Consider the following 24534-nt stretch of genomic DNA (forward strand, 5'->3'; position numbering starts at 1 on the left):
ATTGTTAAAGAGCAGTTGCGACGCGCTTTAGCGCTCTGTCGCGAGGTGGCGTATATTACGCTTTCCTCTTTCAGAGTCAACCTCATTTTCAGGTTTTTCTCTTCAACCGAACCGGCTGTTTGTGTGAAGTGATTCACATCCGCCGTGTCGATGGAGGCGCATTATAGGGAGTTTCCCGCGGCCCGCAACCCTTAAATTGCAGAAAAATGACTAACCGCTGCATTCCACAGCAAAACCCCGCCTTATACCCATTTACACACAGAGTTATCCACAATCGTAAGCAAAATAGTGGTCAGCCTCCCTGAAAGAAGTGAAAGCAGATAAGGAAATCTCTATATAAAAAGAGACTCGCTCTACGTTATATATAGAAGAAAAGCCCAGGCAGGCCATGCCCCATCATCCCTACCACCTTTGAATTACGCATCCCATCAGGCGATAATACCCATACAAACCGTGATTCCAGGACCGTGATGAGACACTCTCTGCAACGTACTGCTATACGCAAACGCCCAATGAAGCTCGGCACTACCGTGATCCTCATGGTCAGTGCGGTACTCTTCTCCGTACTGCTTGTCGTTCATCTGATTTATTTCTCGCAAATCAGCAACATGACGCGCGATGCATTAGCGGGTAAAGCGCTTGCGGTCGCACGAACGCTGGCAAACTCCCCGGAGATCCGCCAGGGGCTAATGAAAAAGCCCGAGGAAAGCGGTATTCAGGCGATTGCCCAGGCGGTGAATAAGAGCAACGATTTTTTGTTCATCGTCGTCACCGATATGCAAAGCATTCGTTACTCCCATCCCGAAGCGCAGCGAATCGGTCAGCCGTTTAAAGGCGATGACATTTTGCTGGCCCTGCAAGGGAAAGAGAATGTCGCCATTAATCGCGGATTTCTGGCGCAAGCCCTACGCGTATTTACCCCTATTTATGACGAGCATCACCGGCAGATAGGCGTCGTGTCGATCGGTCTTGAGCTAAGCAGGGTGACTGAGCAGATCAATAACAGCCGTGGCAGCATCTTTTGGTCCATCTTATTTGGCGTGCTGGTTGGGCTGCTCGGCACATGGGTATTTGTCAAAGTCCTCAAGCGTATTCTGTTTGGTCTGGAGCCGTATGAAATCTCCAATCTGTTCGAACAACGCCAGGCGATGCTGCACTCTATAAAGGAAGGCGTCATTGCCGTTGACGAGTGCGGTGAAGTGACGCTGATAAACCAGGCGGCACAAGAGCTGCTGGATTACCACAAATCGCAAGACGATGCCCAGCTCTCCACGCTCAGCCACGCATGGTCAAAAGTGGTCGATTTTTCACAGGTACTGCATGACGGAACGCCGCGTCGCGATGAAGAGATCATGGTGAAGGATCGGCTACTCTTAATTAACACGGTTCCGGTACTCAGCAACGGTAAAATCATCGGGGCCATTTCAACATTCAGAGATAAGACTGAAGTCCGAAAATTAATGCAACGACTGGACGGCATGGTCAACTATGCCGACGCACTTCGTGAACGATCCCACGAATTCATGAATAAATTGCACGTGATTCTGGGATTATTGCATCTGAAAAGTTATAAGCAGCTTGAAAATTACATCCTGAAGACCGCGAACAGTTATCAAGAAGAGATTGGCTCACTGTTAGGAAAAATAAAATCCCCGGTGATCGCAGGATTTTTACTCAGTAAGATTAATCGCACATCTGATTTAGGCCATAGCCTGGTGATCAGCAATGAAAGCCAGTTGCCGGAAAACAGCAACGAAGATCAGGTGGCTGTGCTGATTACCGTTCTGGGGAATTTGATTGAAAACGCCCTGGAGGCGCTAGGTCAAGAACCTGGTGGCGAGATCAGCGTATCCTTGCATTATCGACACGGCTGGTTGCATTGCGAAGTGAATGACGATGGTCCGGGGATCCCCCCCGAACACATTGAGCACATCTTTGAGAAGGGCGTTTCGTCAAAAGGAACCGAACGGGGCGTTGGTTTAGCGCTTGTTAAACAACAGGTTGAAAACGTTGGCGGCAATATTTCCGTCGAGTCTGAACCTGGGATCTTCACCCAATTTTTTGTACAGTTACCGTGGAATGGTGAGAGGGCCAGCAGATGATCAATGTCTTAATTGTCGATGACGATGCAATGGTAGCGGAATTAAACCGCCGTTATGTCGCGCAACTCTCCGGTTTTCATTGCTGCGGCACAGCCTCCACGCTGGAGAAAGCAAAAGAGATAATCTTTCATAGCGGTAATCATATCGATTTGATTTTGCTTGATATTTATATGCAAAAAGAAAACGGTCTGGATCTGTTGCCTGTATTGCACAGCGAAGGTTGCAAGTGTGATGTCATTGTCATCTCTTCCGCCGCTGACGCGACCACCATCAAAGACTCTCTCCACTATGGTGTCGTTGACTACCTGATCAAACCGTTCCAGGCGTCCCGTTTTGAAGAGGCGCTGACCGGCTGGCTACAAAAGAAAACCGAGATGGAAAAGCATCAGTACTATGAACAGTCTGAGCTTGACCAGTTGATTCACGGCAGCTCCTCCAATGAACAGGAAGCGCGGCGCTTACCTAAAGGATTAACGCCACAAACGTTACGCACGCTGTGCCAGTGGATTGATGAGCATCAGGATCAGGAATTCTCCACCGATGAACTGGCCAACGAGGTCAATATCTCGCGCGTTTCTTGCCGTAAATATCTTATCTGGCTCGTCAATTGTCACATCCTATTTACCAGCATCCATTATGGCGTAACCGGTAGACCGGTTTATCGTTACCGCGTTCAGGCTGAACATTACTCATTACTAAAACAATATTGCCAATAAAAACAATTTGGGATTATTTGTTATTTGAAAGTAACAATTATTAAAATAATGAAAAATCCCTTCTTTTCTGAATCATGCTGCAGAATTATAAATTTGCGTTAGATCAAATATATTTGTATCCAGCATGTTAAATGTATTATTTTAATATTGATTAACGTCACACTGTTTTTAATTTCAAAATCGCTAACAAAAGTTAATTAAGTATTATCTAGCTCGCAGAGTGTGTATTTTTACCCATAAAGGATTAGTCTGAAATTAACCAGACATACAAAATCTAGACTGGTAGCAATGGAGACCATGCTACGTACCATGGACACCGTACATTTTTGTGAGCAAATAAAAGTATCCGCACGCCAACCTCATCACATTATGAAATGGCGTGAGCGTGATCACACAAATAACCTACTCACCCATTCTGTCGGTGGTTCACGAAATAGCGGAAAACGCAAAACAGATAAATTACAGCGTCAACCGCAGCTCTCCATGTCCAGCTCTGCTTCCCATCGCCTGAGGATTCTCTCCTCTGATCAAAGCCACAGAAAAAAGCTAAATATCGCCATAACGTTAAAAAAACATTCTAGCAAGACATTTGAACATTAATCGCAAATACGGACATATCGAATACTGACCATTTTTTGATGCCTATTCCGGCAAAAAAGAATGTGGCACAGATCCATTTTTCAAAAAATTGACTGGTTTTTTCGCGAGGGTAAATAAAATGTTATTTAGTATACAACTTCTTATAATATTAATATGTTTGTTTTATGGTGCCAGAAAGGGCGGTATCGCGCTGGGTTTATTAGGCGGTATCGGCCTGGTCATTCTGGTTTTCGTTTTCCATCTCCAGCCGGGTAAACCACCTGTAGATGTAATGCTGGTTATTATTGCCGTGGTGGCCGCATCGGCAACCTTGCAAGCTTCCGGCGGCCTTGATGTTATGCTGCAAATCGCTGAAAAGCTGCTGCGCCGTAACCCAAAATACGTTTCCATCGTCGCCCCGTTCGTTACCTGCACCCTGACGATTCTCTGCGGTACAGGCCACGTGGTCTACACCATCCTGCCAATCATTTATGACGTTGCCATTAAGAACAATATTCGCCCGGAACGTCCGATGGCGGCGAGTTCTATCGGTGCGCAGATGGGGATTATCGCCAGCCCGGTGTCCGTGGCCGTTGTATCACTGGTCGCAATGCTGGGTAACGTAACGTTTGAAGGCAAGCATCTTGAATTCCTCGACCTGCTTAGCATCACTATCCCTTCTACCCTGTTGGGTATCCTGGCGATCGGTATCTTCAGTTGGTTCCGCGGTAAAGATCTGGATAAAGATGAAGAGTTCCAGAAGTTTATTTCCGTCCCTGAAAACCACAACTACGTTTATGGCGATACCGCCACACTGTTAGACAAAAAGCTGCCGAAAAGCAACTGGCTGGCCATGTGGATCTTCCTTGCCGCTATCGCCGTTGTTGCCGTGCTCGGCGCGTTCTCTGAGCTACGCCCTACCTTCAGCGGCAAACCGCTGTCAATGGTACTGGTTATCCAGATGTTCATGCTGCTGACCGGTGCGCTGATTATTATCCTGACGAAGACCAATCCCGCTTCAATATCTAAAAACGAAGTCTTCCGTTCCGGTATGATCGCGATTGTGGCGGTGTACGGTATTGCCTGGATGGCCGAAACAATGTTCGGCGCGCACATGACGGAAATCGAAGGTGTGCTGGGCAATATGGTGAAAGAGTATCCGTGGGCCTATGCAATTGTTCTGCTGTTGGTTTCCAAATTTGTAAACTCCCAGGCTGCGGCGCTGGCGGCGATTGTTCCGGTCGCACTGGCAATTGGGGTTGATCCAGCGTACATCGTTGCTTCCGCTCCGGCATGTTACGGTTACTACATTCTGCCGACTTACCCGAGCGATCTGGCGGCTATTCAGTTTGACCGTTCCGGCACCACCCACATTGGCCGTTTCGTTATCAACCACAGCTTCATTCTACCTGGGTTGATCGGCGTGAGCGTATCCTGTGTCTTTGGCTGGATCTTCGCCGCAATGTACGGTTTCCTGTAATTACAGTGCGCGTGCTGTCCGCTTTGGTACGGCACGCCACCGTCAAGACACAGAGAATTTTAAAATTCCTGAGAAAAATGAAAAGGCTGGAAGCAAATGTCAAAAGTTGAATTCACTTATCAGGCGGCTTTCCCACTGGGGGAAGACAAAACTGAGTACTACCTGCTGACCTCCGATCACGTCAGCGTCGGCGAGTTTGAAGGCGAAACAATCCTGAAAGTAGCCCCTGAAGCACTTACGCTACTGGCCCAACAAGCCTTCCACGATGCCTCCTTCATGCTCCGCCCTGAACACCAACAGCAAGTCGCCTCAATTCTCCATGATCCCGAAGCCAGCGAAAACGATAAATACGTAGCGCTGCAGTTCCTGAGAAACTCCGAAATCGCTGCTAAAGGCGTATTGCCAACCTGCCAGGACACCGGTACGGCAATTATCATGGGTAAAAAAGGTCAGCGCGTCTGGACCGGTGGCGGCGACGAAGCGGCACTCTCCAAGGGCGTATTTAATACCTATATTGAAGATAACTTGCGCTACTCGCAAAACGCGGCGCTGGATATGTACAAAGAAGTGAATACCGGCACCAACCTGCCCGCACAAATCGACCTGTACAGCGTGGACGGTGACGAATACAAATTCCTGTGCGTGGCCAAAGGCGGCGGTTCAGCGAACAAAACCTATCTGTATCAGGAAACCAAAGCGCTGCTGACGCCCGGCAAACTGAAAAACTTCTTGGTAGAGAAAATGCGCACGCTGGGTACCGCAGCATGCCCGCCGTACCACATTGCATTCGTCATTGGCGGCACGTCAGCGGAAAGCACCCTGAAAACGGTGAAGCTGGCCAGCACACACTACTATGACGCACTGCCGACTGAAGGTAATGCGCACGGCCAGGCGTTCCGCGATCTGCAACTGGAACAGGAACTACTGGAAGAAGCGCAGAAACTCGGCCTCGGCGCCCAGTTTGGCGGAAAATACTTCGCGCACGATATCCGCCTGATCCGCCTGCCTCGCCACGGCGCATCCTGCCCGGTTGGTATGGGTGTGTCTTGCTCCGCAGACCGTAACATCAAGGCCAAGATTAACCGCGAAGGGATCTGGATCGAAAAACTGGAACATAACCCAGCCCAGTACATTCCGGAGTCGCTGCGCCAGGCAGGCGAAGGTGAAGTGGTTAAAGTTGACCTTAACCGCCCAATGAAAGAGATCCTCGCTCAGCTCTCTCAGTATCCGGTTTCTACCCGTCTGTCGCTGAGCGGCACCATCATTGTCGGTCGCGATATTGCCCACGCGAAGCTAAAAGAACGTATTGAGTCCGGCGAAGGTCTGCCGCAGTACGTGAAAGATCACCCTATCTACTACGCGGGCCCGGCCAAAACACCTGCGGGTTATCCGTCCGGCTCTTTAGGGCCAACCACTGCGGGTCGTATGGACTCCTATGTTGACCTGCTACAGTCTCACGGCGGCAGCATGATCATGCTGGCAAAAGGTAACCGTAGCCAGCAGGTGACAGACGCCTGCCATAAACACGGCGGCTTCTATTTAGGCAGCATTGGTGGCCCGGCAGCGGTACTTGCGCAGCAGAGTATTAAACATCTGGAATGCGTGGAATACCCGGAGCTGGGTATGGAAGCTATCTGGAAAATCGAAGTCGAAGATTTCCCGGCTTTCATTCTGGTCGATGACAAAGGCAACGATTTCTTCCAGCAAATCGTCAGCAAACAATGCGCTAACTGCGCGAAGTAACCCATTCGGCCCGGCACTGGACTGACAACAGATTTTTGGCGTCAGTCCAGTGATCCCCCCGGGCCAACTTTATCCCCCATTTACTGGCGTTGAATTTTTGCCGCTCACAGGGAATAGTAACCTTTTCCATTACTTGTGAATTCGCCATGCTCCGCACACTGAACTCCACAATCTTGCACTCTGGCGCGCTGCTCCTGGCGCTAATACTTATCTACACCGGTATCTCTGCCACGGAGAAACTCACCTGGCTGATGGAAGTTACGCCGGTCATTATTGTCGTCCCACTGTTGCTGGCGACCGTGAAGCGCTACCCGCTGACGCCATTGCTCTACACGCTCATTTTCTTGCACGCCATCATTCTGATGGTCGGCGGTATGTATACCTACGCTAAAGTCCCTGTCGGTTTTCAGGTTCAGGAGTGGCTGGATCTCAGTCGTAACCCCTATGACAAGCTGGGTCACTTCTTCCAGGGTCTAGTGCCCGCCCTGACGGCAAGAGAGATTTTAGTGCGCGGTAATATAGTTCGTGGCCGCAAAATGCTGGCATTTTTGGTCTGCTGCGTGGCGCTGGCGATTAGCGCGATGTATGAGCTGATCGAATGGTGGGCGGCGCTGGCGATGGGTCAGGGAGCGGATGATTTTCTCGGGACGCAGGGCGACCCGTGGGATACCCAGTCGGATATGTTCTGCGCCCTGCTCGGTGCGCTAACCACGGTGCTCGTGTTGGCGGGCTGGCATAACAGACAGTTAAAAACTGCCGGATAGCGCTGACGCTTATCCGGCAATCTGCCCTACCCATTGCGAGACTTGATAACCAGAATCGGCAAGGCGAACAGGAGTGTCAGAAAGTTCGCCATGCTGACAGCAGTATCTTCAATCAATAATCCATAAATCAGCCACAACACCAGCCCACACACAAACATCACATACATTAAACCGGAGATACCCTGCGTGTTGCGGGTGGTAATGACCTTAATCGCTTGCGGTAAGAATGAGAGCGTCGTCAGGCTAGCCGCCAAATACCCAATCCACGAATGCCATTCCATAGCTACGCCTTCACATCACCTGGGGTGACTATCGCAATAGCCGGGATATCCGGTTGTTCATGCTGCTGCGGCACCTTACGGTACTTATCCAACAAATGAATCTGGACCCTGCGCAGCGTGTCGCCGTTCAGTCGGTAAAAGCGGAAGTAAAGGACTAAGGTCACCACAAAAAAGAGTGCAGGTAGCGCGATCATAATGAATTGCATACCAACAATGGTTTCTGCAGACTGCGCGACATTCGGCGCGTAATTAATCATCCCAAGTATCACTGCGATAAAGAAAGCGGCAAACGCAGACCCTCCTTTTACCACCATCGTCTGCACTGAATAAGCGATACTTTCACAACGTACATTCAGTTTGTATTCGCCGTAATCAACGGTATCCGCCACCATAATGACCTGCAACACCCAGAAAAGTGCCGAACCAATATTCAGTAAAATACCAGCAATAACAATGAGTAAGACGTTATGGAAACCGGCTAACGCCATCACCAGTAGCACGATACAGCTGAGCACCGGCAGCACGGATGCCCCAGCCCACAGGATCCGTCGTGACAACGCTTTTACCAATCGAGGAAAGAAAATCAGCGTCAGCAGGTTTGCCGCTCCTGCGTAAGACATGTAGTACGGGAAGAGGCTTGCATCGCCAATCACATAAGTAAAATAGTAAATGGCAAAGCCAGCAATGATATTGGCGGCAATGTTGTAAGCCAGCGCCATGCCTAGCAGGCAGGATAACTGGTCGTTTTTATAGATGAGCCCAACGATCGCTTTCAGCCCAAGACGACTGCTGTCCGCCGTTGCCTCGCTATCTGACGAATAAACCTCATGCACATTACGCAGCGTAACAGCGGTAGAAACGATAAAGAATGCAATCAGCACCAGCGTAAACATCTGGAAACCAAAGCCGCGATCGGCCCCGCCAACATAGCTCACAAAGGGCAGCGTTACCCCCGCGGTGACAAACCCAGCCAGGCTTGCGAAGAAACGAGGGAACGGCACCAGTTGTTCACGCTCGCGTTTATCCAGCGTAATAGTTGGCACCAGCGACCAGAATGGAATATCCATAATGGTGTAGGTCATTCCCCATAATATATACGTCACGCACACAAATACGACTTGCGCAGTGCCCTCAAACAAATGTGCGCTAAAAAGCAAAAACAGCACCAATGAGTTCGCCAGCGTACCGAGTAAGATCCAGGGTTTAAATTTTCCCCACCGCGACCGGGTGGCGTTCACAATCCAGCCCATGATGGGATCGTTTACCGCATCCCAGACCCTTGCCGCCAGGAACAACGTTCCGACCAGCCCCACCGATAATCCCACCACGTCGGTGTAGTAATACATCAGGTACATGTACACAATACCGATGGCGAAATCCTTACCAAACGCTCCAAATCCGTAACTGAGTTTTGTTTTCAGAGAGATGCTCATAGGGTATCGGGTCGCCGTTACCAGCGCCCGCCTTCTGTTAGAGGAAACGTCAGAGGTTAAACGCCGGATGCTCTGCCCGGCGTAATGGTGTGTTAACGGTGTAACCAGGCCGGCAACCAGTCGCCATGAGACGCGATCAGGTCGTCCACCAGCGCATAAATCTCCTCAATCCCCAATACCGCAGCGGTATGCGGATCCATCATCGCCGCGTGATAAACGCGATCGCGATTTTCCGTCAGAATGGCTTCCGTTAGCAGGGTCTGAACATTGATATTGGTTTGCATCATGGCCGCCAAATGTGACGGGAGAGTACCCACCTTCGTTGGCTGGATACCATTCGCATCGACCAGGCAAGCCACCTCCACGCAACAGCCTTGCGGCAGGTTATCGATCAGATGGTCATTGCGAACGTTGCCATACACCACGCTCGGTTCACCGGTCCAGATAGCGTTCATGATAGTGCTGGCATATTCACGTGACGGTTTAATCTCGATCCGCGCCGCCGTTTTGTACTCTTCCAGCTCTTTGTTCCAGTTCGCCAGCTGTTCCACACAGCGTTTTGGATACTCATCCAGTGGAACCTTATAGCGCTCAATCAGATCCTCACGCCCTGGTTTGATAAACCACGGCGTATATTCCGCGAAATGCTCCGACGACTCAGTGACGAAATAGCCCAGCTTTTTGAACATTTCATAGCGCACAATGTTCTGACAACGGGTATTACCGTGAAGATTCGGTTTCGGCGCCTGACCAGATTCATAGGCCGCCAGCAGCTCCGGATAGAGATTCACATAAGCACCGTCAGCCGTTTTACGCTCAAGTTCCAGATAAAACGCCATATGGTTGATCCCGGCGCAGCGATAGCGCAAAGAGGCCGGGTCGATGTTCAAATCGCGGGCCAGCTCCTCCGCTGTCCCTTGCACCGAGTGACACAATCCAACCTGCTTAATATGCGGATAGCGCGCATACATTGCCCAGGTGTTCATCGCCATCGGGTTAACGTAGTTAAGCATGGTGGCCTGCGGGCAGACTTCGGTCATATCCTCACAAATCTGCCATAAATGCGGGATAGTGCGCAGCGCGCGCATAATGCCGCCTGGCCCCAGCGTATCGGCAATCGTCTGCTCCAGACCATGACGTTTACACACCGCAAAATCGGTAACGGTACAAGGTTCATAGCCACCAATCTGGAAAGCGACCACCACAAAATCAGCATCCTGCAATGCCGCTTTTTGATCGGTATAGCAGGTGATACGCCCGGACGCGCCCGCTGAGTCCATCAACTTACGCACCACAATGTGTGACTCTTCCAGCCGAGTAGGATTGACGTCCATCAAGGCGATATGCGCAGATTTCAGCGCATCGCGATGAAAGACGTCCCCGAGGATATTTTTGACGAAAATCGTGGAACCGGCGCCGATAAAGGTAATTTTGGGTGCAGACATCATGACTCTCCAGAACATTAGTGAACACAGTCATGGTGGCACAGCGCATAGATGAAAACTTCCGACTTCCCTGGCGAGCATTCCCATAAACTCAGATCGCCTCTTTGTCCCATACTGGATCTGAGTTTATGGGACAAAATTGCACAAAAAGCAGAGTATGCGGCCCCAAAATCTCACTATGCTCAATGATATCGGTCCGATTTGTGTCCTGATTCTCGGTAATGACTCCAACTTACTGATAGTGTTTTATGTTCAGATAATGCCCGATGACCTTGTCATGCAGCTCCACCGATTTTGAGAACGACAGTGACTTCCGTCCCAGCCTTGCCAGATGTTGTCTCAGATTCAGGTTATGTCGCTCAATGCGCTGAGTGTAACGCTTGCTGATTACGTGCAGCTTTCCCTTCAGGCGGGATTCATACAGCGGCCAGCCATCCGTCATCCATACCACGACCTCAAAGGCCGACAGCAGGCTCAGAAGACGCTCCAGTGTGGCCAGAGTGCGTTCACCGAAGACGTGCGCCACAACCGTCCTCCGTATCCTGTCATACGCGTAAAACAGCCAGCGCTGACGTGATTTAGCACCGACGTAGCCCCACTGTTCGTCCATTTCCGCGCAGACGATGACGTCACTGCCCGGCTGTATGCGCGAGGTTACCGACTGCGGCCTGAGTTTTTTAAGTGACGTAAAATCGTGTTGAGGCCAACGCCCATAATGCGGGCGGTTGCCCGGCATCCAACGCCATTCATGGCCATATCAATGATTTTCTGGTGCGTACCGGGTTGAGAAGCGGTGTAAGTGAACTGCAGTTGCCATGTTTTACGGCAGTGAGAGCAGAGATAGCGCTGATGTCCGGCAGTGCTTTTGCCGTTACGCACCACCCCGTCAGTAGCTGAACAGGAGGGACAGCTGATAGAAACAGAAGCCACTGGAGCACCTCAAAAACACCATCATACACTAAATCAGTAAGTTGGCAGCATCACCCTGATTCTCAGCCTTAATGCGCAGCAAATGACATGATTCTGATAATTCAGGAAATGGAGCAACCATGAGTACATTACCGACATCGCCTCTTCCCCCCGATCCGCACATGTGTAGCAGCGATGAAGAGCAAACCCGCAGCCCATTGTCGCTGTACTCAGAATATCAACGGATGGATATTGAGCTGCGCTCACCGCATGCTATGCCTGCCAGTCACTGGCATGGGCAGGTGGAGATTAATGTGCCGTTTGATGGCGACGTTGAGTACCTCATCAACAACGAAGTGGTGCAGATAAAACAGGGACACATTACGCTTTTCTGGGCCTGTACGCCGCATCAGCTCACGTGTCCGGGCCGTTGCCAAAGCATGGCTATCTTCAATTTACCGATGCACCTTTTCCTTTCCTGGCCGCTGGATCGCGAACTGATCAACCACGTTACCCATGGCATGGTCATCAAATCGCTGGCGTCGCAGCAGCTGAGCACCTTTGAAGTTCAGCGCTGGCAACAGGAGCTGAGCAACCCGAACGAGCAAATTCGCCAGCTCGCCATTGATGAAATTGGTCTGATGCTCAAGCGGTTTAGCCTTTCCGGCTGGCAGCCAATCCTGGTCAATAAAACTTCGCGGACGCACAAAAACAGCGTTTCGCGGCACGCCCAGTTTTACGTAAGCCAGATGCTGAGTTTTATTGCCGATAACTACGATCAGGTGCTCACTATCAACGACGTCGCGGAACACGTGAAGCTCAACGCCAACTACGCGATGGGGATTTTCCAGCGCGTGATGCAACTCACCATGAAGCAGTACATCACCGCAATGCGGATCAATCACGTCCGCGCATTGCTTAGCGATACCGATAAAACCATTCTTGACGTCGCGTTGACCGCGGGATTCCGATCCAGCAGCCGTTTTTATGACACTTTCAGCAAGTTTGTCGGCATGTCGCCGCAGCAGTACCGCAAACTGAGCCAGCAGCGCCGGCAAACAATGGCTGGCTGAGCAGCCAGAAACCACCGGCGTTTCCCCAGCCTACGATCCCTATCGTTCGCCGATATCAGTATCAGCCAAAAAAATATTCCCCCTGTCGATAAACAGCGGTGAAAAATCGCCAGCAAGCAAACATAACTATTTGTTTAAAAACAAATTAAACACAAATCAGACTATTTATCACCCGCTTTACAGCCCATTTTGTCAGGATAATACTTGCCTGCGTCACATTCATACGGTGTGTCTGCAATCCATAAATTGCAACCTTTCCACAACCGGGTAAAAGATGATGAAAGTATTAATTGTTGAAAGTGAGTTTCTGCATCAGGACACCTGGGTCGGTAGCGCTGTCGAACGTCTGGCTGACGCATTAAGCCGCCAAAATGTTACCGTCATTAAGTCCACCTCATTCGACGATGGTTACGCAATCCTCGCCGCTAATGAAGCCATTGATTGCCTGATGTTTAGCTATCAAATGGAACAACAAGACGAGCACCTGAACGTCAGGCAATTGATCGGCAAGCTCCACGAGCGCCAGCAAAACGTTCCCGTTTTCCTGCTGGGCGATCGCGAAAAAGCCACCGCATCGCTGGATCGCGACCTGCTGGAGCTTGTCGATGAATTCGCCTGGATTATGGAAGATACCGCAGACTTTATTGCCGGACGTGCCGTTGCGGCGATGACCCGTTACCGCCAGCAGCTTCTGCCGCCACTGTTCAGCGCGCTGATGAAGTACGGCGACATCCATGAATACTCCTGGGCAGCGCCTGGTCACCAGGGCGGTGTCGGATTTACCAAAACGCCGGCGGGTCGTTTTTACCATGATTACTACGGTGAAAACTTATTCCGTAGCGACATGGGTATTGAACGCGCATCGCTCGGCTCACTGCTGGATCATACCGGCGCATTTGGCGAGAGCGAAAAATATGCCGCCCGCGTGTTTGGCGCTGACCGCTCCTGGTCCGTAGTGGTCGGGACTTCCGGCTCTAACCGCACCATCATGCAGGCTTGTATGACCGACAACGACGTCGTGGTGCTGGATCGTAACTGCCACAAATCTATCGAGCAGGGGTTGATCCTCACCGGCGCAAAACCGGTGTACATGGTGCCAAGTCGCAACCGGTACGGCATTATCGGCCCTATCTACCCGCAAGAAATGCAACCTGAAACATTGCAGAAAAAAATCAGCGAAAGCCCGCTGACTAAGGGCAAGGCCGGGCAAAAACCGTCTTACAGCGTTGTGACCAACTGTACTTATGACGGTGTTTGCTACAACGCCAAAGAGGCCCAGGACCTGCTCGCGCAAACCAGCGATCGCATCCACTTCGATGAGGCCTGGTACGGCTATGCCCGCTTTAACCCAATTTATGCCGATCACTACGCTATGCGTGGCGCGCCGGGCGATCATAACGGTCCTACCGTTTTTGCGACCCACTCGACCCACAAACTGCTGAACGCGCTCTCTCAGGCGTCTTACATTCACGTCCGTGAAGGTCGTGGGGCCGTGAACTTCTCCCGCTTTAACCAGGCGTACATGATGCACGCCACCACCTCCCCGCTGTATGCCATCTGCGCATCAAACGACGTGGCGGTCTCCATGATGGACGGCAACAGCGGTCTGTCGCTCACCCAGGAAGTGATCGACGAAGCGGTCGATTTCCGTCAGGCCATGGCGCGTTTGTACAAAGAATTTTCCGCCGAAGGCGACTGGTTCTTCAAACCGTGGAACAAAGAAGTGGTGACTGACCCGCAAACCGGCAAAACTTATGACTTTGCCGATGCGCCAACCCAACTCCTGACCACTGACCAGAACTGCTGGGTGATGCGTCCGGGTGAATCCTGGCACGGGTTTAAAGACCTGCCGGATAACTGGAGCATGCTGGACCCAATCAAAGTCAGTATTCTGGCTCCGGGGATGGGCGATGATGGCGAACTGGAAGAGAGCGGCGTACCGGCAGCGCTGGTCACCGCCTGGCTTGGCCGCCACGGTATCGTGCCGACCCGTACCACCGATTTCCAGATTATGTTCCTGTTCTCAATGGGGATTACCCGTGGGAAATGGGGCACGCTGATCAATACCCTGTGCTCATTCAAACACCATTACGATGCCAATACACCGCTGGCGCAGGTGATGCCAGAACTGGTTGAGGAACATCCTGACACTTACGCCAACATGGGCATTCACGATCTGGGCGACACCATGTTTGCCTGGCTGAAAGAGAACAACCCTGGCAGCCGACTCAACGCGGCCTACTCCGGCCTGCCTGTTGCTGAAATCACCCCGCGTGAAGCCTATAACGCGATAGTCAGCGATAACGTTGAGATGGTGGCCATTGAAAATCTGCCGGGTCGTATAGCTGCGAATTCCGTAATTCCTTACCCACCGGGAATTCCAATGCTGCTGTCCGGGGAAAACTTTGGCGACGCCAATAGCCCGCAGATTAGTTATCTACGTTCGTTGCAGTCCTGGGACCACCACTTCCCTGGATTTGAACATGAAACCGAAGGAACGGAAATTATTGACGGTGTATATCACGTCATGTGCGTGAAAGCATAATGTCATTTTATAGATAGTCCGATTTTTAAGGTAGACATGTCATGCTTGAGTAATTCCTGAGTATTGCTGCAAAACAATAACATTGTCATACCTTTTTGCGCGGGACCACCCCGCGCTTTTTTTATACGCAAATATCACGTTTCCACTTGCGTAAAAAAAAGTGTACATAAGAAAATTCCCACCAAACATTGTAATTAATTTCAGACACGTTATTTTAATGCGGTCCTGGATTCATCATACAATTTCAATTTAGCCGATATGGTTCATCTGATGGTGAGCTACGGTGTTTTATGTTCATATTCCTGGAGTTTGGGTATGAGGGTTTGCAGCAGAGCAGCTTGTGTTGTTGTATTAACGGAGAAGGATGTTTGGTTAAGGATTAACGGTAAAGAAGCCATCAGCTTAAAAGCTAATCATATGGCGCTGGTAGCATGCGATAATAATATTATCGATTTCTCATCACTTAATAACGCACTGGTCGTACATATCAGCCGTGATATCATTAAAGACTATCTACGTTTTTTAAATAAAGACCTTTCACAGATCCCACTCTGGCAACGCAGTGCCAACCCAGTGATGACCGCCGTCTGTCTGACGCCGGATGTCTTCCGGGTGGCTGCCCAATATAGCGTAATGGACACAATGGACGAAGGTGAAAGTGTGCGCACGCGATCGCTACTGTTCACGGTGTTATCACGCTTTCTCGGCAGCAAAAAGTTTATTTCTCTGCTCATGCATATACTACGCAGTCGTATCAGCGACAGCGTTTATCACATTATTGAGAGCGATATACATAAAGACTGGAATTTAAGCATGGTTGCCAGTTGCTTATGCCTGAGCCCCAGTTTGTTAAAGAAAAAGCTCAAAAGTGAAAATACAAGTTACAGCCAAATAATTACCACGTGTCGCATGCGTTATGCCGTCAATAAATTATTGATGGACGGCAAAAACATTTCCCAGGTCTCTCAACTGTGCGGATATAACAGTACCTCGTACTTTATTTCCGTATTCAAAGAGTTCTATGGGATGACGCCTCTGCATTATGTCAGTCAACATAGGGAGCCATCCGCTGCCTGATTTTTAATCAGTTAGCGATAAGCCATAATAATATCAGCATTAGCGATACCCCCAGTCCGCCATCATAAAATAGTCTTCTGAAGAGGTATGATAAGACGTCATTTATCCTTATCAGGAGTTACTAAATATGTCGACGGATGCTGATGCTCACAAAGTGGGCTTAATCCCCGTCACCCTTATGGTGTCGGGGAATATTATGGGTTCCGGTGTATTCCTGCTACCCGCAAACCTTGCGTCAACTGGCGGGATTGCAATCTACGGATGGTTGGTCACTATTATCGGTGCTTTGGCGCTGTCGATGGTGTACGCGAAAATGTCGTCCTTAGACTCCAGTCCCGGTGGTTCTTACGCTTATGCCCGCCGCTGTTTCGGTCCTTTTTTGGGCTACCAGACCAACGTCCTGTACTGGCTGGCTTGCTGGATTGGTAACATCGCCATGGTGGTTATTGGCGTCGGTTACCTGAGCTACTTCTTCCCCATCTTAAAAGATCCGCTGGTCCTGACGTTGACCTGCGTCGTGGTACTGTGGATCTTCGTATTGCTGAACATTGTCGGACCAAAAATGATCACCCGTGTACAGGCCGTCGCAACGGTACTGGCGCTGGTGCCAATTGTCGGTATTGCCGTCTTCGGCTGGTTCTGGTTCCGGGGTGAAACCTATATGGCGGCATGGAACGTCAGCGGCATGAACACCTTCGGTGCGATTCAAAGCACTCTGAACGTAACTTTGTGGTCATTTATCGGCGTGGAAAGCGCCTCCGTCGCGGCAGGTGTGGTTAAAAATCCCAAACGTAACGTGCCTATCGCCACCATGGGCGGCGTGCTGATTGCCGCCGTTTGCTATGTGCTCTCCACCACGGCGATTATGGGTATGATCCCTAACGCGGCGCTGCGTGTTTCAGCCTCCCCGTTCGGTGATGCCGCACGCATGGCGCTGGGTGACACCGCTGGGGCGATTGTCTCCTTCTGTGCTGCGGCCGGGTGCCTTGGTTCCTTGGGCGGCTGGACGCTGCTTGCCGGGCAAACCGCCAAAGCGGCAGCCGATGACGGCCTGTTCCCACCGATTTTTGCCCGCGTTAACAAAGCCGGTACGCCGGTAGCCGGGTTAATTATCGTCGGCGTTCTGATGACCATCTTCCAGTTCAGCAGCATGTCGCCAAACGCTGCGAAAGAGTTTGGTCTGGTCTCTTCAGTCTCCGTTATCTTCACGCTGGTGCCGTATCTGTACACCTGCGCCGCGCTGCTGCTGCTCGGCCATGGTCACTTTGGTAAAGCGCGTCCGATGTACTTACTGGTGACCTTTATCGCTTTTGTTTACTGCATTTGGGCCGTTGTCGGTTCCGGTGCCAAAGAGGTGATGTGGTCATTCGTCACACTGATGATCATCACCGCGCTGTATGCACTGAACTACAATCGGATCCATAAAAACCCATATCCATTGGATGCTCCGGTAAACAATAACTAACGCAAACAGTCGTCGTTGCCCGATGGCGTAAGTTCATCGGGCCAACGCCGTCCCCCGCGATTCCTGAAATCAACATTAAGAACTTAAGGTTAGCTTAATTTTACTTTGAGAGGATTTGTACCACTTAGTCGATGGAACCCCCTTAATGTTAAAGCACCTGTTTAAAAGACCCACTCTTGGGCTAATCAGCTGGCTTCTCCTGATCTCATTTTATCTTGCGACTTTCCTGAACATTGCGTTCTATAAACAAGTGCTGCAAGCCCTGCCGCTGGATTCCGTGCGTAACGTGCTGGTGTTTTTGTCGATGCCGGTCGTCGCTTTCAGCGTCATGAACATTGTGCTGACGCTGGCCTCATTCCTGTGGCTTAATCGCCTGGTGGCCTGCGTTTTCATTCTGGTTGGCGCATCGGCCCAATATTTCATCATGACCTACGGCATCATCATTGACCGCTCGATGATCGCCAATATGATGGACACCACACCCGCCGAAACCTTTGCTTTGCTGACGCCGCAAATGCTCATCACGCTCGGAGTAAGCGGCATTCTCGCCGCGCTCATTGCCTGCTGGGTAAGAATCAAACCGATCGCCCCGGCCATGCGCAGCGTACTGTTCCGTGGCGCGAATATTCTGATCTCCGCGCTGCTGATCATGCTGGTCGCCGCGTTCTTCTACAAAGATTACGCCTCACTGTTTCGCAACAATAAAGAACTGGTGAAATCCCTCAGCCCATCCAACAGCATTGTGGCGACCTCTTCCTGGTATTCACACCAGAGGCTGGCCCACCTGCCGCTGGTACGCATTGGCGAAGACGCCCATCGCAATCCGTTGATGGTGAAAGAAAAGCGTAAGAACCTGACGATTGTGGTGCTCGGCGAGACCTCACGCGGCGATAACTTCTCGCTGTCAGGCTATTCGCGCCAGACCAACCCGTTGCTGGAAAAAGATGATGTGGTCTATTTCCCCCGTACCACATCCTGCGGAACGGCAACGGCAGTATCTGTCCCCTGCATGTTCTCGGGTATGCCACGCGCGCACTACGATGAAGAACTGGCGCAGCATCAGGAAGGCGTGCTCGACATTATTCAGCGGGCGGGAATTAACGTTCTGTGGAACGATAACGACGGCGGCTGCAAAGGGGCATGCGACCGGGTACCGCACCAGAATATGACTAAGCTGAACCTGCCAGGGCAGTGTATTGACGGGGAATGCTACGATGACGTGCTGTTCCACGGGCTGGAAGAGTACATTAATAACCTGCAAGGCGACGGCGTGATTGTGCTGCACACCATCGGCAGCCACGGTCCGACCTATTACAACCGCTATCCTGCGCAGTTCAAGAAATTTACGCCAACCTGTGACACCAACGAAATCCAGACGTGTTCACAGCAACAGTTGGTCAATACCTATGACAACACCATTCTTTACGTCGACTATATTGTTGATAAAGCAATCAATATACTGAAAGAGCATCAGGATAATTTCACCACCAGCCTGGTCTACCTTTCCGATCACGGTGAATCCTTAGGGGAAAATGGCATCTATTTACACGGCCTGCCATATTCGATTGCGCCAGATACGCAAAAACATGTGCCGATGCTGCTGTGGCTCTCAGAAGATTATCAGCAACGCTATCAAGTCTCTCAGACATGTTTGCAAAAACGGGCAGGCTCAGAGGACTTCTCACAGGATAATCTCTTCTCAACCCTGCTGGGATTAACAGGCGTGCAAACACAGAAATATCAGGCGGCAGATGATATTCTGCAACCCTGCCGGGGAGGCTAAACGAATGAAAATTCTGATTGTTGAAGACGATACGTTGTTATTACAGGGACTGATACTCGCCGCGCAAACAGAAGGCTATGCCTGCGACGGCGTATCAACGGCCCGTGCCGCGGAGCAGTGTCTGGAGACCGGCCATTACAGTCTGGTGGTTCTGGACCTGGGCTTACCGGATGAAGACGGCCTGCACTTCCTGAACCGCATCAGACAGAAAAAATACACCGTGCCGGTGCTTATCCTCACCGCCCGCGATACGGTGAAAGACCGGGTCAGCGGGCTGGACGTTGGTGCCGATGACTATCTGGTCAAACCGTTCGCACTGGAAGAACTGCATGCCCGCATCCGGGCGCTGCTGCGTCGTCATAACAATCAGGGTGAAAGTGAACTCATTGTCAGTAACCTGACGCTGAATATCGGTCGTCGCCAGGTGTGGATGGATGGACAAGAAGTTATCTTAACGCCGAAAGAATACGCACTCCTGTCGCGCCTGATGCTTAAAGCGGGCAGCCCGGTACACCGGGAGATCCTGTATAACGACATCTACAGCTGGGATAACGAACCGTCGACCAATACGCTGGAAGTGCACATTCACAACCTGCGGGACAAAGTGGGTAAATCACGTATCCGCACAGTCAGGGGATTTGGCTATATGCTGGTTGCCACTGAGGAAAGCTAAGTGAAGCTACTGCAATATCTAAAAAAACCGCTCCCGCTGCGTCATCGCCTGATGCTGACCATCGGTCTTATTCTGCTGGTCTTCCAGTTGATTAGCACCTTCTGGTTGTGGCACGAAAGCACCGAACAAATACAGCTATTTGAGCAGGCGTTACGCGAAAATCGTAACAACGATCGCCACATCCTGCATGAAATCCGCGAGGCCATCGCCAGCCTGATCGTCCCCGGTATCTTTATGGTCAGCCTGACGCTGCTGATTTGCTACCAGGCAGTGCGGCGTATTACTCGCCCGCTGGCGGATCTGCAAAAAGAGTTAGAAACGCGGGCAGCCGATAACCTTGCTCCGATTGAAGTTCACAGTTCAACCGTTGAGATCCAGGCGGTCGTCTCAGCGCTCAACGAGCTGGTGACGCGGCTGACGAGCACCATTGAAAACGAGCGCTTATTTACCGCCGATGTCGCCCACGAACTGCGCACTCCACTGTCAGGCGTTCGCCTGCATCTGGAATTACTATCCAAAACCCATAAGGTCGACGTTTCACCGTTAATCGCCCGCCTTGACCAAATGATGGACAGCGTGTCGCAACTGCTGCAACTCGCCCGCGTTGGACAGTCGTTCTCGGCCGGGAGCTACCAGCACGTCAAACTGCTGGAGGACGTGATTTTGCCCTCCTACGATGAACTCAGCACCATGCTGGACCAGCGTCAGCAGACGCTGCTCCTACCGCAAAGCACGGCGGACGTTGTCGTACGTGGCGATGCGACGCTATTACGAATGCTGCTGCGAAATCTGGTGGAGAACGCGCATCGTTACAGCCCGGAAGGCACCCATATTACGATTAGCCTGAATACAGAGCATGATGCCGTTATCGCCGTCGAAGATGAAGGCCCTGGCATTGATGAGAGTAAATGCGGGGAGCTGAGTAAAGCGTTTGTGCGTATGGACAGCCGTTTTGGCGGGATTGGGCTGGGGCTGAGCATTGTCAGTCGTATCACCCAATTACATCACGGGCATTTCTATTTGCAAAATCGTCAGGGAACCACCGGCACTCGCGCTTGGGTGGAATTAGAGAAAGGTCAGTAAGAACTCACCCAAACGTACAAAAAGCTGCTGACGATCAGCACGCTGCACACGGTGGTCAAACTTTCATAAATGCGGTTTTTCATGACACTCTCCTCCGATACTCTGGAGGAGAGTTTGCCTGACACAGATTAAGCCAACCTTAAGTGGATATGATAAATCACATGATTACTCATCAATCCGCGGATGCTGCTGCACCAGGCGCGTACGCTTAAGCTGCAGCTCAGCAATTTCCTGATCGATATCTTCGATTTTATGCTCAATATTATCGTAGTGCTCGCCGAGGAGCTCTTTCGCTTCATGAATATCCGAAGCGGCAGGCGTAGCCCCCTTCAGCGGCTGATTAGCCGTCTCTTTCATGGTCACGCCGGTAATTAAACCTATCACCGCAATCACCATCAGATAATAAGCAGGCATCATCAGATTCTGCGAGCTTTCCACCAGCCATGCGGCCAACGTCGGTGTCAGACCGGCGACCAATACCGAGATATTAAACGCTGCGGCCAGGGCACTGTAGCGAATATGCGTCGGGAACATCGCTGGTAACGTTGACGCCATCACCCCGGTAAAGCAGTTGAGGATCACCGCCAGCATCAGCAACCCGGCGAAAATCAGGCCGATGACGTTACTGTTAATCAGAATAAATGCCGGAATAGCCAGCACAAACAGCGCAATACTGCCCATTATCACAAACGGACGGCGTCCGAAGCGGTCGCTGAGCAGACCCATCACCGGCTGCACAAACAGCATACCAATCATGATGGCGATAATAATCAGCACGCCGTGGTCTTCAGAGTAATGCAGGTTATGCGACAGGTAGCTCGGCATATAGGTGAGCAGCATGTAGTAGGTGACGTTGGTGGCAATCACCAGACCAATACATGCCAGCAGGCTGCGCCAGTGCCTGGTCGCAATCTCTTTGAACGACACCTTCGGACCGTCCTGCAGTCCCTGACGATCGCCCTGCTCCAGTTTATCCACGTGCTGCTGGAACGCCGGCGTCTCTTCCAGTGCATGACGCAGGTACAGGCCAATAAGCCCTAACGGTAGCGCCAGGAAGAACGGAATACGCCAGCCCCACTCAAGGAAGTTTTCTTCGCCGACGATAGTTGAGATCAGGACTACCACGCCCGCACCCAGCACAAACCCGGCAATCGAGCCGAAGTCCAGCCAGCTGCCCATAAATCCGCGCTTACGGTCTGGCGAGTACTCTGCGACAAAAATCGACGCCCCGGTATACTCTCCGCCGACTGAGAACCCCTGCGCCATTTTACACAGCAACAGCAGAATCGGCGCCCAGATACCAATCGAGGCATACGAGGGAATGAGACCGATACAGAAGGTACTTATCGACATAATCACAATGGTGATAGCGAGGATCTTCTGACGACCGTATTTATCGCCAAGCATACCGAAGAACAATCCGCCAAGCGGTCGAATCAGAAAGGGAACAGAGAAGGTGGCAAGTGCAGCAACCATCTGTACGCTGGGGTCAGCCCCCGGGAAGAACACTTTACCTAATGCGTAAGCAACAAACCCATAAACACCAAAATCAAACCACTCCATCGCATTACCTAACGACGCCGCGGTAATGGCTTTTCGCAGTTTACCGTCATCAATGATGGTAACGTCGCGCAGCGTAATTGGTTTTATTTTTTTCCTTTTTAGCATACTCGTCCTCATAGACTTAGCCCTGTCACGCTACAGATCGAGTCCCTCAACGCCCCTGCGTCAAGGTCATCACCGAGCGGGGAATGCACAGACGCATTCCCTGTAACAAGCGTAGCAGGTTTACTTACACTGACGAGAAACGAGCAGTACAACCGAACCTGTTGACGCCTGATTGGGCGGTTAATGACCTCTTTACCCTAACAGTGTTTAAATTTGTGATCAACTTCACATATAGATTTCCATTTCGTCAACATGCGTAAATCAGGTCATTCTTAGTCAACTTTTTTACATGTAATGCTTGCGATTTTCTGGCAATTAAATACAAGAATAAATCGCTTTGTTGCACCAACAATCACAACAGTCACTATTATTCTGCTAGGCAAAAACCCACCTAATCTCTTCACAAAAAGATCACAGCTTTTTTAATAATCAGAGCACTCAGGAACTTTTGCTCGGAATATGTGATGAAGATAACTAAAACATCGTTTTATTTTGATTGAATCAATGTTCCTATGAATGCAAACTAATTCCAGACGCAATATCCCTGGGAGCAGCAACACGCTCAACGTATGCCGCGTTAGATTTTATAAAACAAAGAGATAGCTGTTTTCTTTGTTAAGAAATACCAGTAACCATTTGAATTTATTAATTTTTATTTCCTTGCGCGTGTATTACCTGCGACAAGAGATGAGGACGCTTATGAAAATTAAAGCCACGATTGAACGCATCCCTGGCGGAATGATGTTGATTCCTCTGTTATTAGGCGCAGTGTTAAATACGTTAGCTCCGGATACCGGCGCGTATTTCGGTTCGTTTACCAAAGGAATGATCAGCGGAACGGTGCCGATTCTGGCAGTGTGGTTTTTTTGTATCGGTGCATCTATTGATTTACGAGCAACCGGCACGGTATTACGCAAATCCGGCACACTGGTATTAACTAAAATAGCCGTGGCATGGGTAGTGGCAATGATTGCTGCTTCATTTATTCCTGATACAGGTATTCAAACCGGGTTCTTTGCCGGTCTTTCGGTACTGGCAATTGTTTCAGCGATGGACATGACCAACGGCGGTTTGTACGCCAGCCTGATGAACCAGTACGGAACCAAAGAAGAGTCTGGCGCATTTGTGTTGATGTCTCTGGAATCCGGTCCGTTAATGACCATGGTGATCCTCGGCTCCGCGGGTCTGGCTTCCTTCGAACCACACCATTTTGTCGGCGCGGTATTACCGTTCCTGATTGGTTTTGCGTTGGGTAACCTGGATCACGATCTGCGTTCCTTCTTCAGCAAAGCCACGCCGGTGCTGATCCCGTTCTTTGGCTTCGCGCTGGGCAACACGATTAACCTGAGCGTCATCGTTGATACGGGTCTGCTGGGCATCCTGCTGGGCGTCGCGGTTATCGTCATCACCGGTATTCCGCTGATTATTGCTGACCGCGTTATTGGTGGCGGGAACGGTACGGCAGGCGTAGCAGCCTCTTCTGCGGCAGGCGCTGCAGTGGCAAACCCGGTGATTATCGCCCAGATTAACCCGGCATTTGAACCGGTTGCCGCATCCGCTACGGCGCTGGTTGCCGCCAGCGTGATAGTCACCGCGATTCTGGTGCCGATTATCACCGCGCTGTATGCCAAACGCTTTAATAAAAACCCGGTAGTCAATGAGACGGCGGCTACCCCGGCAGACTCCCTGCACCACTAAACCTGCCTTTATCCCAC

General features: G+C 50.8%; 20 protein-coding genes. 14 read left to right on the forward strand and 6 right to left on the reverse strand.

The features are described from left to right. The first annotated feature begins 470 nt into the window (after positions 1-470). The 6 genes from HV302_RS22800 to HV302_RS22825 all read left to right on the forward strand — a co-directional run bounded on the left by HV302_RS22800 (position 471) and on the right by HV302_RS22825 (position 7384). Positions 471-2102, forward strand: coding sequence for a sensor histidine kinase (locus HV302_RS22800; protein ID WP_181626599.1), 1632 nt, complete (start codon positions 471-473; stop codon positions 2100-2102). After that, entirely contained in the window at positions 2099-2818 is a 720-nt protein-coding gene (gene dcuR / locus HV302_RS22805) for a two-component system response regulator DcuR (protein ID WP_016155419.1), read from the forward strand. The genes HV302_RS22800 and dcuR overlap by 4 nt, the downstream gene beginning before the upstream one ends. Positions 2819-3115: 297 nt before the next feature. Beyond that, positions 3116-3418 carry a hypothetical protein gene (locus tag HV302_RS22810; protein WP_131341598.1) on the forward strand — a complete coding sequence of 101 codons (303 nt, stop codon included), beginning with the start codon at positions 3116-3118 and terminating at the stop codon, positions 3416-3418. A gap of 118 nt (positions 3419-3536) precedes the next feature. Beyond that, positions 3537-4877 (forward strand): anaerobic C4-dicarboxylate transporter DcuB, encoded by a 1341-nt coding sequence (gene dcuB / locus HV302_RS22815; protein WP_003031873.1) that lies wholly within the window; start codon positions 3537-3539, stop codon positions 4875-4877. Between the two features lie 96 nt (positions 4878-4973). Further along, on the forward strand, positions 4974-6620 hold the full coding sequence (gene fumA, locus HV302_RS22820) for a class I fumarate hydratase FumA (protein ID WP_181626600.1): 1647 nt from the start codon (positions 4974-4976) through the stop codon (positions 6618-6620). A 146-nt stretch (positions 6621-6766) separates the two neighbouring features. Then, a complete protein-coding gene (locus HV302_RS22825) occupies positions 6767-7384 on the forward strand; it encodes a DUF2238 domain-containing protein (protein WP_181626601.1) in 618 nt (205 codons plus the stop codon). A 26-nt stretch (positions 7385-7410) separates the two neighbouring features. Here HV302_RS22825 and HV302_RS22830 read toward each other — a convergent pair whose 3' ends face one another. The 4 genes from HV302_RS22830 to HV302_RS22845 form a co-directional block, all read right to left on the reverse strand. After that, on the reverse strand, positions 7411-7665 hold the full coding sequence (locus tag HV302_RS22830) for a SemiSWEET transporter (RefSeq protein WP_016155416.1): 255 nt from the start codon (positions 7663-7665) through the stop codon (positions 7411-7413). A gap of 2 nt (positions 7666-7667) precedes the next feature. Then, on the reverse strand, positions 7668-9098 hold the full coding sequence (melB, locus tag HV302_RS22835) for a melibiose:sodium transporter MelB (RefSeq protein ID WP_181626602.1): 1431 nt from the start codon (positions 9096-9098) through the stop codon (positions 7668-7670). 92 nt (positions 9099-9190) lie between these two features. Continuing rightward, the gene (gene melA, locus HV302_RS22840) at positions 9191-10546 is read right to left on the reverse strand and encodes an alpha-galactosidase (protein WP_049259806.1); all 1356 of its coding nucleotides are present in this window, start codon (positions 10544-10546) and stop codon (positions 9191-9193) included. Positions 10547-10775: 229 nt separating this feature from the next. After that, a protein-coding gene (locus tag HV302_RS22845) for an IS1 family transposase (RefSeq protein WP_223429336.1) occupies positions 10776-11473 on the reverse strand; the annotation gives its coding sequence in 2 pieces (ribosomal slippage) (positions 10776-11224 and positions 11224-11473; 699 coding nt in all). A gap of 119 nt (positions 11474-11592) precedes the next feature. Between HV302_RS22845 and melR the strand changes: the two genes are divergently transcribed. From melR to pmrB, 7 genes are all read left to right on the forward strand, one after another. Continuing rightward, a complete protein-coding gene (gene melR, locus HV302_RS22850; RefSeq protein ID WP_181626603.1) occupies positions 11593-12525 on the forward strand; it encodes a transcriptional regulator MelR in 933 nt (310 codons plus the stop codon). A gap of 277 nt (positions 12526-12802) precedes the next feature. Next, positions 12803-15070 carry an arginine decarboxylase gene (adiA, locus tag HV302_RS22855; RefSeq protein WP_016155412.1) on the forward strand — a complete coding sequence of 756 codons (2268 nt, stop codon included), beginning with the start codon at positions 12803-12805 and terminating at the stop codon, positions 15068-15070. A 315-nt stretch (positions 15071-15385) separates the two neighbouring features. Next, a complete protein-coding gene (locus HV302_RS22860; RefSeq protein WP_181627486.1) occupies positions 15386-16147 on the forward strand; it encodes an AraC family transcriptional regulator in 762 nt (253 codons plus the stop codon). 127 nt (positions 16148-16274) lie between these two features. Further along, positions 16275-17612 (forward strand): arginine/agmatine antiporter, encoded by a 1338-nt coding sequence (adiC, locus tag HV302_RS22865; protein ID WP_016155410.1) that lies wholly within the window; start codon positions 16275-16277, stop codon positions 17610-17612. A 145-nt stretch (positions 17613-17757) separates the two neighbouring features. Continuing rightward, positions 17758-19395 (forward strand): phosphoethanolamine transferase EptA, encoded by a 1638-nt coding sequence (gene eptA / locus HV302_RS22870; RefSeq protein WP_181626604.1) that lies wholly within the window; start codon positions 17758-17760, stop codon positions 19393-19395. A gap of 4 nt (positions 19396-19399) precedes the next feature. Then, positions 19400-20068 (forward strand): two-component system response regulator PmrA, encoded by a 669-nt coding sequence (gene pmrA / locus HV302_RS22875; RefSeq protein ID WP_016155408.1) that lies wholly within the window; start codon positions 19400-19402, stop codon positions 20066-20068. A 51-nt stretch (positions 20069-20119) separates the two neighbouring features. Next, positions 20120-21151 (forward strand): two-component system sensor histidine kinase PmrB, encoded by a 1032-nt coding sequence (pmrB, locus tag HV302_RS22880; protein WP_233596285.1) that lies wholly within the window; start codon positions 20120-20122, stop codon positions 21149-21151. On the opposite strand, the gene pmrR is transcribed toward pmrB, so the two are convergent. Together pmrR and proP are read right to left on the reverse strand one after the other, a co-directional pair. Beyond that, entirely contained in the window at positions 21145-21234 is a 90-nt protein-coding gene (gene pmrR, locus HV302_RS22885) for an LpxT activity modulator PmrR (protein ID WP_016155406.1), read from the reverse strand. The two genes, pmrB and pmrR, sit on opposite strands and share 7 nt — an antisense overlap. 82 nt (positions 21235-21316) lie before the next feature. Beyond that, on the reverse strand, positions 21317-22819 hold the full coding sequence (gene proP, locus HV302_RS22890; RefSeq protein ID WP_016155405.1) for a glycine betaine/L-proline transporter ProP: 1503 nt from the start codon (positions 22817-22819) through the stop codon (positions 21317-21319). A gap of 699 nt (positions 22820-23518) precedes the next feature. On the opposite strand from proP, the gene kdgT reads away from it, so the two are divergent. After that, positions 23519-24517 carry a 2-keto-3-deoxygluconate transporter gene (gene kdgT, locus HV302_RS22895; protein WP_016155482.1) on the forward strand — a complete coding sequence of 333 codons (999 nt, stop codon included), beginning with the start codon at positions 23519-23521 and terminating at the stop codon, positions 24515-24517. Positions 24518-24534: the final 17 nt, after the last annotated feature.

Source organism: Citrobacter sp. RHBSTW-00859 (genome assembly GCF_013729795.1).
GTDB lineage: Bacteria > Pseudomonadota > Gammaproteobacteria > Enterobacterales > Enterobacteriaceae > Citrobacter > Citrobacter braakii.

Excerpts from the sequence above, each read along its gene's own strand:
- kdgT (WP_016155482.1), top strand. The coding sequence starts at position 23,519 with ATGAAAATTAAAGCCACGATTGAACGCATCCCTGGCGGAATGATGTTG.
- HV302_RS22800 (WP_181626599.1), top strand. The coding sequence starts at position 471 with ATGAGACACTCTCTGCAACGTACTGCTATACGCAAACGCCCAATGAAG.
- fumA (WP_181626600.1), top strand. The coding sequence starts at position 4,974 with ATGTCAAAAGTTGAATTCACTTATCAGGCGGCTTTCCCACTGGGGGAA.
- HV302_RS22810 (WP_131341598.1), top strand. The coding sequence starts at position 3,116 with ATGCTACGTACCATGGACACCGTACATTTTTGTGAGCAAATAAAAGTA.
- dcuR (WP_016155419.1), top strand. The coding sequence starts at position 2,099 with ATGATCAATGTCTTAATTGTCGATGACGATGCAATGGTAGCGGAATTA.
- proP (WP_016155405.1), bottom strand. The coding sequence starts at position 22,819 with ATGCTAAAAAGGAAAAAAATAAAACCAATTACGCTGCGCGACGTTACC.
- pmrA (WP_016155408.1), top strand. The coding sequence starts at position 19,400 with ATGAAAATTCTGATTGTTGAAGACGATACGTTGTTATTACAGGGACTG.
- dcuB (WP_003031873.1), top strand. The coding sequence starts at position 3,537 with ATGTTATTTAGTATACAACTTCTTATAATATTAATATGTTTGTTTTAT.
- adiA (WP_016155412.1), top strand. The coding sequence starts at position 12,803 with ATGAAAGTATTAATTGTTGAAAGTGAGTTTCTGCATCAGGACACCTGG.
- HV302_RS22825 (WP_181626601.1), top strand. The coding sequence starts at position 6,767 with ATGCTCCGCACACTGAACTCCACAATCTTGCACTCTGGCGCGCTGCTC.
- adiC (WP_016155410.1), top strand. The coding sequence starts at position 16,275 with ATGTCGACGGATGCTGATGCTCACAAAGTGGGCTTAATCCCCGTCACC.
- melR (WP_181626603.1), top strand. The coding sequence starts at position 11,593 with ATGAGTACATTACCGACATCGCCTCTTCCCCCCGATCCGCACATGTGT.
- eptA (WP_181626604.1), top strand. The coding sequence starts at position 17,758 with ATGTTAAAGCACCTGTTTAAAAGACCCACTCTTGGGCTAATCAGCTGG.
- HV302_RS22830 (WP_016155416.1), bottom strand. The coding sequence starts at position 7,665 with ATGGAATGGCATTCGTGGATTGGGTATTTGGCGGCTAGCCTGACGACG.
- HV302_RS22860 (WP_181627486.1), top strand. The coding sequence starts at position 15,386 with ATGAGGGTTTGCAGCAGAGCAGCTTGTGTTGTTGTATTAACGGAGAAG.
- pmrR (WP_016155406.1), bottom strand. The coding sequence starts at position 21,234 with ATGAAAAACCGCATTTATGAAAGTTTGACCACCGTGTGCAGCGTGCTG.
- pmrB (WP_233596285.1), top strand. The coding sequence starts at position 20,120 with ATGCTGACCATCGGTCTTATTCTGCTGGTCTTCCAGTTGATTAGCACC.
- melB (WP_181626602.1), bottom strand. The coding sequence starts at position 9,098 with ATGAGCATCTCTCTGAAAACAAAACTCAGTTACGGATTTGGAGCGTTT.
- melA (WP_049259806.1), bottom strand. The coding sequence starts at position 10,546 with ATGATGTCTGCACCCAAAATTACCTTTATCGGCGCCGGTTCCACGATT.